The 13,568-nt window shown below is 35.7% G+C and carries 16 protein-coding genes; 14 read left to right on the forward strand and 2 right to left on the reverse strand.

The window, feature by feature from the left end:
- Positions 1-179: 179 nt before the first annotated feature.
- The 3 genes from rpsT to AB1422_10400 are packed head-to-tail and all read left to right on the forward strand — an operon-like array spanning position 180 to position 1,003.
- The gene (rpsT, locus tag AB1422_10390) at positions 180-449 is read left to right on the forward strand and encodes a 30S ribosomal protein S20 (protein MEW6619724.1); all 270 of its coding nucleotides are present in this window, start codon (positions 180-182) and stop codon (positions 447-449) included.
- A gap of 17 nt (positions 450-466) precedes the next feature.
- Positions 467-694, forward strand: a complete 228-nt coding sequence (gene zapB, locus AB1422_10395; protein MEW6619725.1) for a cell division protein ZapB — start codon at positions 467-469, stop codon at positions 692-694.
- A 30-nt stretch (positions 695-724) separates the two neighbouring features.
- Positions 725-1,003 carry a cell division protein ZapA gene (locus AB1422_10400; protein ID MEW6619726.1) on the forward strand — a complete coding sequence of 93 codons (279 nt, stop codon included), beginning with the start codon at positions 725-727 and terminating at the stop codon, positions 1,001-1,003.
- Positions 1,004-1,005: 2 nt separating this feature from the next.
- Here the strand turns inward: AB1422_10400 and AB1422_10405 are convergent, their stop codons facing one another.
- The gene (locus AB1422_10405; protein ID MEW6619727.1) at positions 1,006-2,391 is read right to left on the reverse strand and encodes a DUF2723 domain-containing protein; all 1,386 of its coding nucleotides are present in this window, start codon (positions 2,389-2,391) and stop codon (positions 1,006-1,008) included.
- A 310-nt stretch (positions 2,392-2,701) separates the two neighbouring features.
- Here AB1422_10405 and AB1422_10410 point away from each other — a divergent pair, with 310 nt between their 5' ends.
- The 8 genes from AB1422_10410 to AB1422_10445 all read left to right on the forward strand — a co-directional run bounded on the left by AB1422_10410 (position 2,702) and on the right by AB1422_10445 (position 10,622).
- Positions 2,702-3,430, forward strand: a complete 729-nt coding sequence (locus AB1422_10410; protein MEW6619728.1) for a ComF family protein — start codon at positions 2,702-2,704, stop codon at positions 3,428-3,430.
- Between the two features lie 206 nt (positions 3,431-3,636).
- A complete protein-coding gene (locus AB1422_10415) occupies positions 3,637-3,792 on the forward strand; it encodes a hypothetical protein (protein MEW6619729.1) in 156 nt (51 codons plus the stop codon).
- A 220-nt stretch (positions 3,793-4,012) separates the two neighbouring features.
- Complete coding sequence (locus AB1422_10420) at positions 4,013-4,408, forward strand: flagellar hook capping FlgD N-terminal domain-containing protein (GenBank protein ID MEW6619730.1); 396 nt, start codon at positions 4,013-4,015, stop codon at positions 4,406-4,408.
- 25 nt (positions 4,409-4,433) lie between these two features.
- Complete coding sequence (locus tag AB1422_10425; protein ID MEW6619731.1) at positions 4,434-4,757, forward strand: hypothetical protein; 324 nt, start codon at positions 4,434-4,436, stop codon at positions 4,755-4,757.
- Positions 4,758-5,226: 469 nt separating this feature from the next.
- Positions 5,227-5,658: a carboxypeptidase-like regulatory domain-containing protein gene (locus AB1422_10430; GenBank protein ID MEW6619732.1), complete on the forward strand. Its 432-nt coding sequence runs from the start codon at positions 5,227-5,229 to the stop codon at positions 5,656-5,658.
- A 9-nt stretch (positions 5,659-5,667) separates the two neighbouring features.
- Entirely contained in the window at positions 5,668-6,552 is an 885-nt protein-coding gene (locus AB1422_10435; protein MEW6619733.1) for an SUMF1/EgtB/PvdO family nonheme iron enzyme, read from the forward strand.
- Entirely contained in the window at positions 6,553-8,580 is a 2,028-nt protein-coding gene (locus AB1422_10440; protein MEW6619734.1) for a glycosyltransferase family 39 protein, read from the forward strand.
- A gap of 743 nt (positions 8,581-9,323) precedes the next feature.
- Entirely contained in the window at positions 9,324-10,622 is a 1,299-nt protein-coding gene (locus AB1422_10445; GenBank protein ID MEW6619735.1) for an ATP-binding protein, read from the forward strand.
- A 38-nt stretch (positions 10,623-10,660) separates the two neighbouring features.
- Here AB1422_10445 and AB1422_10450 read toward each other — a convergent pair whose 3' ends face one another.
- A complete protein-coding gene (locus AB1422_10450) occupies positions 10,661-10,816 on the reverse strand; it encodes a hypothetical protein (protein MEW6619736.1) in 156 nt (51 codons plus the stop codon).
- A gap of 88 nt (positions 10,817-10,904) precedes the next feature.
- Between AB1422_10450 and hemB the strand changes: the two genes are divergently transcribed.
- From hemB to AB1422_10465, 3 genes are all read left to right on the forward strand, one after another.
- A complete protein-coding gene (gene hemB / locus AB1422_10455) occupies positions 10,905-11,885 on the forward strand; it encodes a porphobilinogen synthase (protein ID MEW6619737.1) in 981 nt (326 codons plus the stop codon).
- Complete coding sequence (pgeF, locus tag AB1422_10460) at positions 11,864-12,574, forward strand: peptidoglycan editing factor PgeF (GenBank protein MEW6619738.1); 711 nt, start codon at positions 11,864-11,866, stop codon at positions 12,572-12,574. Before hemB ends, pgeF begins: the two co-directional genes overlap by 22 nt.
- A gap of 405 nt (positions 12,575-12,979) precedes the next feature.
- Positions 12,980-13,447, forward strand: coding sequence for an MgtC/SapB family protein (locus tag AB1422_10465; GenBank protein MEW6619739.1), 468 nt, complete (start codon positions 12,980-12,982; stop codon positions 13,445-13,447).
- The last annotated feature ends 121 nt before the right edge of the window (positions 13,448-13,568 follow it).

The raw sequence follows: 13,568 nt of genomic DNA on the forward strand, positions 1-13,568 counted from the left end.
ATAAACTATAAACCATAAACTATAAACCATAAACTATAAACTATAAACTATAAACGAGTTTTGCATTTTGCTCTTTGGAGGAAATTGATAAAAATAGAGGTTTTAAATACCCGCTTAAAAACTACAGTTTCCTGGTTTTGCAGAATCCTAAGTTACCAATTATAAGGAGGAAGTTAAAAATGCCAATTCATAAATCTGCTCTTAAACGAGCAAGACAAAATGAAACAAGAAGACAACACAATGTTGCGGTTAAATCAACTCTAAAAACTTATACTAAAAAAGTAATTGAGGCAGTTGAGAAAAAAGATGTCGAATCCGCAAAAAATGCCTTAAATACATCCATTAAAATGTTGGATAAGGCAGTGAGTAAAGGCATTATTCACAAAAATAATGCGGGCAGACGGAAATCAAAATTGACGATTAAAGTTAATAAGCTATCTTCTATGTAAGTGAGGAGGGTGTAAAAATGACGATAGATAATTTGACGCGATTAGAAGAACGGGTAAATAAACTATTGGATGAAATAGAACGCTTAACGAAAGAAAACCAACAACTCCAGGAACGAATAGCCGAGTTTCCTTATGGCGATCTTGAGGCACTTAAATCCGAAAATCTATCATTGAAGGATGAACAAAAACAATTGAAGGAAAGAATAAATAATATACTTACTATGACCGAAAAGGTGTTAAGATAAATCCTTCGATAGGGGGATATTTAAACTGCTATGGAGCAAAATAAGATCGAGGTAGAAATCTTTGGCGCTAGTTATACCATTAAAAGTGATGAAAATCCTACATATACGGCAGAACTGGCTCAATTTGTCGATGAAAAAATGCGAAATATTACCCAAAAAACGGATACTGTCTCCACCGGCAAAATCGCAATATTAGCCGCTCTTCATATCGCTGATGAGCTATTTAAGATAAAAAAAACTATTGATTTTAAACTTGATAGATTAACGCGGAAAATAGATGCTAAATTAAAACAAATCCCAGAAAAATAGTCTCATCTCAGTTTCTTTATTTCCCTTTTACAAATTTTAAAAATAGCATTCCTTGGACTTGAAAAATATTCATATCGGGGATAAATAAGATAGATAGAAGAATAAGAAGGGTATTTTTTTATCATTATTTCTAAATTTCCCTTTTTCTTTTTGCAAGTAATAACCTTAATGTCTTTGCGGAGAAAAGAAACATTCTGGCAATACCAAAAACAAGTCGCATACCCCCAATTAGAGATGACTAAAGAATTATGGGGTAGCCAGCGTAATGCTTGAGAACAAAAGTCATAGGGGGAAAAATACTTGCTCCGGTCAATTTTATATCCACCCAGCCAATATGGTAATTGAAAAGAAAAAAATAAACTAATAATTATAATGGCTTGTGTCCAGAGTTGTTTATGCGGCGAAGTCCTTTTGATTAAAAACCAAATCCCCATGCCAATGAATAATGAAAAGAATAGATAAGTGGGAAGATATAAACTCCAAATATCACCAATGTCATAATTTATACAAAAGATAACCAAAAATAACCACATTAAAGAGATAAGAAGTGTAAAATTTTTATTAAATGATTTAAGGAAACCTATAATTCCGAAACTAAAGGCAAAAGCAGGAAATTGGGTAATGAGTAAGAGAAAATAATGCCACAAATTTTTAGTGACCTCAAAAACTGGGCTACAAAAGAGTAATTTCTTAAAGTGGCTACCAGAGATATAGTTGAAAAAATCCTTGAAAGTAGTAACTTTACTCCAGTTGACTACGATAATATCATCAAATGACCGTATGGGAATGTAAAGATAGATACTCAAACCGAGGAAAAAAGGCAGGATGAATTTACCCAGCTGTCTAACTCGTTCTTTGATAATAAAATAGAAAAAAACAGGTAGAAAAAGGATAATTGTCAGATGATTCCCAAGGCTTAAACCATAGATAAAAAAGAAAAGGTAAAGCAAAAGTGTTTTTTTGCCTTGCCGCCAGATTAAAAAGATTACGATTAATAGACTTAGAAGGAAAATATTAAGTGTATAGACCTCAGCTTTGGTCGAAAGCGTCCAGCAGGTATAAGAAAACCCAAAACAAAAACTGGACATTAACCCTGAAAATCGAGACTGGGTAATGAAAAAGATAATGAGAAATATCAAACTACAACTAAGTGCAGAAAAGAGAGCGGACATTAAGTTTAATCTGAAGGCAATCTCGCCAAATGGAAGAAAGGTAAAGAGTTTACCTAGTAAAAGATAGAGGGGATAACCAGGGGCATGGGCAATGCTTAATAAATAGGCACAGGTAGCCAATTCACCACTATCATCTAATCCAACTCCAGGAGTTAATGTTCGAAGATAAACACCAAAAGTAAAAAAGAAGATAAATAACGATAGCCATTTGTTCATCGGTAATATTATATATTTATTATTCCTTAAAGTCAACTTTTTTGGTAACCGTTCACCGCACAGACACAGAGACGCAGAGAAAAAATTAAAAACTATTTACCAGACGCAGGATTCCATCACGGATTTTCATCAGTGCAATCTTTTGAGGACCGACATCTCATGATTGATTAACAATTGGGTTTTGATGTCCTATGTATTCCAATGATTGCCTCAATAATCTTTTCTGTTATCTGATTTATTTCTCTGTTCCTCTGCGTCTCTGCGGTAAATTACCACCTGAACGCTTACAAAGAATCAGAATGGGACGAAAATGCATCTTTTTGATGATTTAATAAATTTTATCTTTCCATCTAAATGTAGAACTTGTGGTAAATTGCTTCCAACTTTAGCAGAAAAATATATCTGTAATGAATGTTTCTCAAAGATAAACAGGGTCAGTCCTCCTTATTGTGATAAGTGCGGAAAGATGTTAGTCGAGTCATTTAACGAGATTGAAAAACCCCTATGTGAAGAATGCCAGATTCACAAAAGACACTTTTTTAAAGCACGAATAATGGGTGTTTATGAAGGTATTTTACGAGAGAGTATTCATATATTTAAGTTTGAAAAGAAGATATGTATGCAAAAGCCACTAAGCGAATTACTGGTTAATTATCTTAAAGAACAACAAGGAGATTTAATTAGCCAGATTGACTTTATCATCCCGGTGCCATTACATCGAAAAAGATTTAGAGTGCGTGGGTTTAATCAGGCACAACTGTTAGCCTTTCATATTGGCAGGTATTTTAATCTACCATTAAATCTTGACCTGAAACGAATTAGATTTACCACGCCGCAGATGAATCTGGAAAGGGAACAGCGGATACAAAACATAAAAGGTGCATTTGCGGTAAAAAATCAGCATATAATTACGGACAAACATCTATTATTAGTCGATGATATTTTCACCACCGGAGCAACTGTAAATGAATGCAGTAAAGTGCTTATGAAAGCAGGAGCAAAACAGGTCTTTGTCTTAACATTAGCCAGGGGAAGATAATCACTGGTGGTCCACTTTAGTTTGAAAAGGGGTAAGCATTCAGATAACAGAGAGCAGTGGACAGAAATTTGTAAGCATTCAGGTGGTGTAACAAAAGGAGATGTGGAGATTAAGGAGATAGGGAGATTTATTAGAAATTAGTAGAAACTAATAGAAATTTATGGAAATTTGGGTGGTGTCTGAAAATAACGCTAAGAGTGAAATCTATGCAGATTTGGTGTAAAAAAGGGGATAAGGAGATAAAAGGAGATATGGAGATTATTCATTGTAATTTGCAAAATTTTAGAATGAATTTATCTCCTAATCTCCATAATCCCCATATCTCCTTTTCGGACACTATTTCAACCTTTATGCTAGATTGAGACACCACCGAAATTTGTTGTTTTCCACAATCAATTTCTACCTATTTCTATAAATTTCAATCTATTTCTATTATCTTATCTCCATATCACCCTTATCTCCTTATCCCCTTTCTTACACTTTTGATATATAGCCTGAACGGTTACAGAAATTTGACCTCTTCCCCTGTTAAGTTTTTAATAATCTATGTCGATATTAATTAAAGGAGGTGAATAAAGAAAGATGGCCGCAGTTACTCCTTTAGTAACTCAAGTTGATTTCCTAAAATTATTAGTTACTCAACTCGAATACCAAAATCCATTGGACCCACTAGATAATGCAGAGTTCCTTGGTCAAATGGCAGAATTCTCTAATTTACAACAATTGATTAGTTTGAACGAAAATTTCAGTGAATTGACTACTAATTTCGCATCCCTTAATAGTTCTATGCTAAAAACTCAAGCATTATCCCTCCTTAATACAGTAGTAAATTTTACAGACCCGGTAAACGGTGAGATTTTCACAGGCATGGTATATCAGGTAAAATTTATCGAGGGGATTCCGAAATTAACTGTTATTCACGACCAGGGAACATCCGAAATAGGACTTGATAATATCATTAGTGTTATGGTTCGGTAAAACTGATATTGAAAGGAAATAAAGAATGGAACCATTAGACATAGAGGTTAATTTAGCTCAACAGGCAGAAGTAGGTAGAATGCAACAAGCCGGGATATACCAGATAAATGCCTGGCAAGAACAAATAGCAGGTAAACTGGAATTAGAGGCTGAAACTTCTCAAACATCAGTTCAAACCACTCAATTATCAGAAGAAGAACAAATTGAAAAAAGAAAAGGTGACCGTAACAAAAATCCATACTGGTGGAAAAAACAGTACCAGTATAAACAAATAAATAATATTCATCTTGAAGAGATACAACCAATTCCTCATCCAATCAAAGGTAGATTCATTGATGTCTTTAGATAAAGGTAGCCCTTCAGATACGACGGCACAAGAAATGTGCGTATGTGTTTAGCGTGTTCTGAATGATGCTAATTTAAGGCGTAACTCTTTGGTAAATAATAAGATGCCGATGTAAAATATTCCACGAAGAGCTTAATGCAAATATCAAAATGTAAAAAGCAAAATGACAAAGCAAAATGCAAAAATACTTGTAAGGCAATAAAAAAAATCAAATATTAAAAATCAAAAATAAGAATAAAAGAATTCCTTAATTTTGATATTTGCTCTTTGATTTTTGATATGATATTTGATATGTCATTTTGCATTTTAATATTTAATTTTTGATTTTGTATTACACAACTTGTTGTGTTTGAAGTGGTTTCGCACTAAGTCAGTACCATTCATTTGTGCTCTCTGACCACGCTAAACAGGTACGAAATATGCCTCCGTATCTTAGTGAGGCGAATAGTTACGAAGGAGGAAGATGTCAGGTATGAGTGATAATGAGAGTAAGAATTTTTGGCTTACAATTCCAGGTATTATCACTGGAATATCTGCTTTTGTCACCGCAATAGGTGGACTTCTAATCGCACTTCATCAAACCGGACTGTTGGGACGACCAAATAACCCTTCGCAACAGATAGAGATTAAAAGAGACAAAGTCTATGTTGTGGGTAATGTTCGTGATGAATCAGGTAATCCTTTGAGCGGGGCAACTATCATTGCTATTAATACAGATAATAAACAGGAAATTGGAAAAGAAACAGCAGATACGGATGGTTCTTTTGAGATGAAGCTGGAATTCGACCGAAACAAAGACCGCATTAAGTTAATAACCCAAAAAGATGGTTATGAAAAGTATACGATAGTATTAGGAACTGAGCAGGTTTCGTATCCATCAATATTGCTCAAAAGTAAAAATTGAGAGGTAATTATGACTTTGAAATTAAAAAGTATTATTTATGCAATTAAGTCTATCGTTTTAACTCCGAAGTTTTTTCTTCTTATTTTAATATTCATCATTATTTCTAATGTCCAGGCTCAGCGCTTATTGCCTAAAAGCATAATATCAATAAAAGATAAGGCTGAAATGGTGCTAATCCCTGAAGGTCCATTTATTTCGGGTATGAACCAGAATGACATTAGAAATCTTATAAGAGGACTTAGGACACCAATGATGGATATCTATAAATCTGAATTCCCAATGAAAAATAAAATTCTTGGGAATTATTACATAGACCGTTACGAAGTTACAAATGAACAATATGAACGCTTTATGAAAGAAACAGGTCATCGAGCTCCGAAATATTGGGACTGGCCTCAATTCAACGGTAAGCGTCAACCGGTAGTCGGTGTAGGATGGGAAGATGCGAAAGCCTACTGCGAATGGGCAGGGAAAAGGTTACCAACTGAGGATGAATGGGAAAAAGCGGCACGAGGGACCGAAGGATGGATATGGCCATGGGGAAATACGCCAGATGAAGGAAATTTTAACGGCAGGGAACAGGCAAACTATGGCCCTGTAAATGTAGGCTGTTTTCCATCAGGCAATAGTCCTTATGGAATCAGTGATATGGCGGGCAATGTCTGGGAGATGACTTCTGGTATTTGGTGGAAAGGTAAGGATAAAACAATGCACACAATGCGTGGAGGTTCTTTTCTTAATATATCTCCAGATGTTCGAGTAACTATCCGTTGGGCCGCTAAGAATGAAAAAGAGGGCGCAGAGTGGCTTGGCTTTCGTTGTATAATGGATGTTAAAGATATGGAAAGATTTTCTACTAAACCTATTTTGAAACCGGGACGCATTAAAAAATAAATGAGTAATATTAAACGCTTGTCTATTCCTAATTCTATCCTTATACTAACTCTTATTATCTGGTTTGGTTTGGTGGCAATAAATTACTATAAACATCACCCTTCGCTCTATCAGACACTTACGGGCTTAATTGAAATCTCGAGTGTCTTGTTCTTTCTTATCTTCATTTTACTTACTGCATTTCTTGGTGGGCATACTCTTTTCAATCTTTTTAAAATCGAGATTAAAGGATTAGAAAAATTCCTGTTTTCTATGGGGCTTGGGTTTGGGGTATTAATGTATTTAACCTTTTTTTTAGCCACGGCTGGGTTATTATATACTCAAGCGGTCTGTGGGGTAATGATAGCCATTATCTTTTTGAGTATTAAAGATTTAAAAAAACTCATCCCTCAGAAACAGAAAAAGAAACCTAATCTTTCCCAAAAGACAAAAAATTATTCTTTACTTGATTTAAGTTTAGCCGTTATTTTGTGTCTTACTATTCTTGGGGTTTTAATTAGCACATTGACACCTCATATCTCCTGGGATTGTGCGGTTTATCATTTGAATGTTCCAAAATTCTATCTAAAAGAACATAGATTTATCCCAATTCTTCATATTGTTGCCTCTAATATGCCTTTCAATATCGAGATGCTTTATACCATAGCCCTTTCTTTGAAAAATCCTGTTGTGGCTAAACTCATCCATTTCTCATTCGGGATTTTAACCCTGTTATGTATCTATTCTTTTTGTAAAAGATACTTCAATCAACAGATAGGTCTATGGTCAATGGTAATTTTTTATCTAAATCCTGTGACACTTTTTGTGGCTAACATTTCCTATATAGATTTAGCGGTAACTTATTATTTTCTCCTGGCCTGCTATGATTTTTTTCTATGGTCAGACCCGATGAATCAGGATGCGAAAAAGGGACGATGGTTAATTTTAATGGCGATATTTTGTGGAATTATGATGGGCGCAAAATATACCGCCGTCTTTGGTACATTTATTCTTGGTGCTGGGATTTTTATAAAACTCTTTTTTTCAGAGCAGGTTAATTTTTTTAAAATATCAAAGCAAACCTTACTTTTTGCTTTTATCTCCTCTCTCTTTGTTATCCCCTGGCTTATCAAGAGTTATCTATTTACTGGCAATCCTGTTTATCCAGCGGCTTATAATCTATTTGGCGGAATTAACTGGGATAAGGAACTTGCTGACCAATTTGCAAAGTGGCAGTTTGGTAAAATGGGTAAAAAAGAGATATTATCATATCTCCTACTTCCCTGGCAAATGACTATTCATGGAAATTATGGACAGATATTTGATGGTATTTTGAGTCCACTCTATTTAATTTTTATCCCTTTTCTTATCTTCCTTAAGGAAAGAAATAAGGTCATAATCTATTTATTATGTTATTCTATGTCCTTTTTTATATTATGGAGTCTTTCTATTCAAATTTTGAGGTATCTGTTGCCTATTGTGCCGCTGTGGAGCATTATTGTAAGTTATGTGATAGATGCCGTTTCACACAAAGGCAAAATTCATAAGATAGCTATCTGGACGCCGACATTGATTATCCTCCTTTCCATTCAACTTCCTCATCTTTTTCAGTATTCGACTGATGTTTTGGCCGCGGTCGGGTTAGAAAGTAAAGATGCTTACATCAGCCGAACATTTCCTCCATATAAGGTATTTAAGTATATAAATGAGAAACTAAGTGACCGTGCAAAAATCCTTTGTTTATGGGAAAATCGTGGGTTTTATTGTGAGCGGGAATACTTAGCGGATAGTTTCTTCGAGGCATCTCATATGTTAAAAATGATTCGAAAATGTGGGAGTGCACCACAACTATTAGAAGAGTTAAGAAAACAAGGAATTACACATATCCTTATAAATAAACAATTAGCCGCAATCTTTTATGACAAAAAAGGTGTAGAAATAAAGATAATTGAGGAATTTCTCGGTAGATATTGTCATCTTCTCTATTCGGAAAATGATGTGGATTTGTATGAGATAACTGTTCAGCCACTAATTAGCACGGATAAATAATAGAGGAGAGACGGCACGGTGCTAGGGTCGTGTTGAGTAAGTTTTGCACGGGGTATCATCAGATTTCATAACCTGCAAACGGATAATTAGTAACTGGTAACTGGTAATTGGTTAAATAGTTTCGTCCTGAGCTCAGCCGAACGGTATTTAATTACCAGTTACCAATCACCAGTTACCAGAATCAAATTCCGTGCGTTATTTGTTCAACATGACACTAGAAACTTCATCATTCTACATTCAGTATTCTACATTCGATATTCAATATTATTCCTGTTACCTAAACGATTACGATATTTTTAAAAAATTCTCGGTCAGCCTCTTGACAAAATGGAAAGAATTGTTTTATACTTAAATTGAACATTGGAATTGATAATGACTATATTTGTAAGCGTTCAGGTGTAAGTAGCACAAGTAATTATTTTTTATTCACTGCAATTCAGACACTGGACATCAGACACAAGACTATAGACTCTATTTATGCAGGGAATTAGGTAAACGTTCAGCTACTTAAAAAAATAACTGTAAAATGTAAAATGAGCAATTAAAAATTTAAAAGTCAATTCTGTGTTCTGGCAGTAAGAATTGATTTCCCAATCATCTTGCATTTCATCTATCCTCTCATTTTACATTTTTCATTTTACATTGCCCATTTTACATTATTATTAGATATTTTGTAATGACCTGAACGCTTACCTATATTTGAAACCAATTATTGATAACCGATTACCGACAACTAATAAAAGATGGAATGTATAAAAATGCAAGTAAAAAAAGACAATACTAATCAAATAATTACAAGTCTGAGACTTCAGATAATTATAGGAATAATAAATGCTATTTTTATAAATATAGCCATTAATCTCCTCATGCCGAAGGTTTGGCCCAATTTTCCTGTGGTAGAAGTTTGCATTTTAGTTGGGCTTTTACCTATTCTTGCTTTAATAGACTTAGCCCTTTTTGTCAAATTCAAACAACTTATCCTCAATCTGCTATGGATTTTGGTCATCGATGGCATTATCCTCACTACAATCCTCTATTTAATTGGTGAGATGAGATATTTATTTGTCTTCATCTATCTTATGCCCATTATGATGAGTGCCCCTATCTTTCCGCTAAGGCGTCTTATCATCCTCCCAATCGTTTATTCTCTCTTCTTTACCACCATGGTCTTTTTAGAGTATCTGGGAATGATTCAGATTATCGATACGCCTCATCTTGAGATTACCATCTTCTATATTTTGCTGGTCTCAACCGTAACCATAATCCTTATTCATGCCATAACGATAATTATAGGAAGAACTATGGATAAAATAAATGAAAGGGATTGGCAGTTAAGATTGACCTATAAGGAACTGCAGGATTCACAGGATAAACTTGTTAAGGTAGAGAAACTTGCAGCGGTTTCTCAGATTGCCGCTGAGGCCGCTCATGAGGTAAAAAATCCATTACAGGTCATAAAATCAGGATTATACTATCTGAAAATAACTCACAAAGAGGATATTGATGCCCAGCAGACTATCCAGCAGATGGATAGTGCCGTAGGAAGGGCAACCGGGTTTATCAATGACCTGCTGAATTTCTCAAAGCCACTTGAGTTGAAAACGACTAAGTGCCAGGTGAATAAATTAATCAAGGAGGCAATAAAGGAACTCCCTGAAGAACTTCTTTCTAATATCGATGTAACGCAAAACTTAGCCAGTGACCTGCCGGAGATTAATGTGGATTCTGACCGCATTCGTCAGGTGCTGGTTAATCTGGTGAAGAATGCGGCTGAGGCGATGGGAGGAGTTAAGAGTAAAAAGTTAAAAGTAAAAAGTGAAAGAGGGGGAGATTTTATCAAGATAGGCATCTCGGATACGGGCAAAGGCATAACCACAGAGGATATAAGCAAGATATTCGAGCCATTTTATACCACCAGAGGCAAAGGAATAGGTCTGGGGCTGGCTATCTGCCAGCGATTAATTGAGGCACACCAGGGCAGGATAGAGGTAGACAGTGAAGTTGGAAAGGGAACAACATTTGTGGTATTCCTGCCAATTTAGAGAAATGAAGCCTCTCGGATAAAAAATTCGGTGGTGTCTTAATCTAGCATAAAGGTTGAAATAGTGTCCGAAAAGGAGATATGGGGATTATGGAGATAAGGAGATAAATTCATTCTAAAATTTTGCAAATTACAATGAATAATCTCCATATCTCCCTTTATCTCCTTATCCTCTTTTGGACACCAAATCTGCATAGATTTCACTATTAGCGTTATTTTCAGACACCACCCAAATTTATCTGAGAGCGTTCTAAAAAATAAAGGGGGTTTTGAATCTTTTACTATGTATTTCCCGCAATATCGGCCAAGAAGATTAAGACAGAATGAAAATTTCAGAAGACTGATTTGTGAAACAACATTATCTGTTGATGACCTGATTATGCCTTATTTTGTTGTTCATGGAAAAGGAATAAGACAGGAAATTCCATCAATGCCAGGTAACTTTCATCTCTCGGTAGATGAATTGCTCAAAGAAGTAGAACAAATCGTTAGTTTAAATATCCCGGCTATTCTATTATTTGGCTTACCGGCAAGAAAAGATGAATTTGGTTCAGAGGCTTATTCAGAAAGTGGAATTATTCAGCAGGCGGTCAGGGTTATCAAAGAGAAGGTAAAGGAGATACTTATTATCACCGATGTCTGTCTCTGTGAATATACCTCATCCGGGCATTGCGGGATGGTAAAAGGTGGGAAGATTCTCAATGACCCAACTTTAGACCTTTTAGCTAAAATTTCATTATCACATGTCAAGGCAGGTGCAGATATGGTTGCTCCTTCAGATATGATGGATGGTCGAGTTGGGGCTATCCGCAAGGCGTTAGATGAAAATGGCTACACAGATGTCCCGATTATGTCTTATGCGGTGAAATATGCCTCTTCTTTTTATGCCCCATTTCGTGAAGCCGCTCAATCTACACCTGAATTTGGCGATAGGAAATCATATCAAATGAATATTGCTAATGTCAATGAGGCACTAAGAGAAGCAAGATTGGATATAGAGGAAGGAGCAGATATAATTATGGTCAAACCTGCCTTATCTTACCTTGATGTCATCTATCGTGTCAAGTCCAAATTCCATTATCCAGTCGCCGCTTACAATGTGAGTGGCGAATTTGCAATGATTAAATCCGCCGCAGATAAAGGATTGATTGATGAAAAAAAGGTTGTGTTAGAGGTATTAACCTCAATCAAACGCGCCGGGGCAGATATGATATTGACTTATTTTGCTAAGGATGTTGCAAAATGGATAACGGATGGGAAGTAAGAAAGATTGGTCCTCTAAATTATCTGGTTATGCCTGCTTTTGAATCCGTCCTGCAGGGCGTAACAACTAAAGAGATAGGAGAATTTAACTCGGATAACCCTGAAAAAATAAAAACCAGACTAAACGAGCTTTTTGGGATTAATCAAATAGCCTGGACAACACAACTTCACGGTGATGAAATTTATGTCATTGGGGAAAATAATTTTAATCAATTTGGAACCCAAGAGGCAGATGGTTTAATTACCAATATCCCGGGAATTTGCCTGACGATTAGAATTGCAGATTGCCTGCCAATATTTATTTTAGATAAAAAAAATAAGGCGATTGGTTTAGTCCATGCAGGCTGGCGAGGAACGGTGAAATGTATTGTTCAAAAGGCAATACTTAAAATGATAACGCTTTATGGCTCTTCGCCAGAAGATTTCATAGTTGGATTTGGCCCTTCAATTGGTGTCTGCTGTTATAAAGTCGGGAATGATGTGACGGAATTAATCAAGGATAAAGATTTAGTCAAGGATGGCTATTTAAACCTGCAAAAGGCAAATAAAAAACAATTGCTTGAACTGGGTATTAATAATATTATTCTCAACCAATATTGCACTTATGATGAGCGTGATTTATTCTTTTCTCATCGAAGAGGGGATAAGGGGAGGATGATAGCGTTTTTGCAGATGGGAGTGATGGAGTGAAGGCGCCAAAAAGGGATATAGCCACAGAGTCACAGAGAACACAGAGGGAATATAGCAGTTATTAGTCAAAATTTTACTCAGAGTGGATAAGGGAAAAATCCCAAATCCCAAGCACCAAATTCCACATACCAAAAAGCGAATTAGAGATTAGTGAATTAGAGATTAGATTTTACTAATTCGCTAATTCGCTTAATTCACTAATTCACTAAATGGAATTTGGAATTTGTGATTTGGAATTTCATAGCTATATCTATGTCAAATTTCGATTAATAAGTGCTATAATTCGTGTCCATTTGTGGCTAATTTCTCTAATTCTCTGTGAACTCTGTGCCTCTGTGGCTGAATGGTTACCCAAAATCACTATTCCACTACTCCATCATTCCCGGACTGAATGGAGGTAAAATAATGGATTTTCGAGATATCATTTTACGGCTTTTATTAACCGTGGTTATGGGCGGGATTATTGGAGCAGAGCGGCAGATTCACCGCAAATCTGCCGGAATGAGAACACATATCCTCGTATGTCTGGGTTCGACATTAATGATGCTTATTTCCTTATTTATTTATGATACCTTCAAAGATGAAGTAAATGTTGACCCTGGTAGAATTGTTGGGCATGTCATCAGTGGCATTGGATTTTTAGGTGCTGGCACGATTATCGTTACTGGAGGTTCTATTCGAGGATTAACTACGGCGGCAACACTCTGGGTCACCGCCGCGGTAGGATTAGCGGTTGGCTGTGGATTCTACTTAGCCGCAGGTATAACAACACTTATCATTCTCCTTGCCCTGATATGTTTAGAACCATTTGAAGAAAAATTCCTATCAAAAGATAGAAAAGAGAAAATGGACAGCAATTCTCATTCTCTATAGTTTCGTGATTTTTAGAAGATTGAAATCCCCTGAAAACACAAGGAAGAGGAATTATTGCAAAGTTATGGCTAAACCATGAGTTGCAAAAAATAGTGAGTGAATTACAAAATTCCAAATCACA

Source organism: bacterium, from assembly GCA_040757115.1.
Taxonomy (GTDB): domain Bacteria; phylum UBA9089; class CG2-30-40-21; order CG2-30-40-21; family SBAY01; genus JBFLXS01.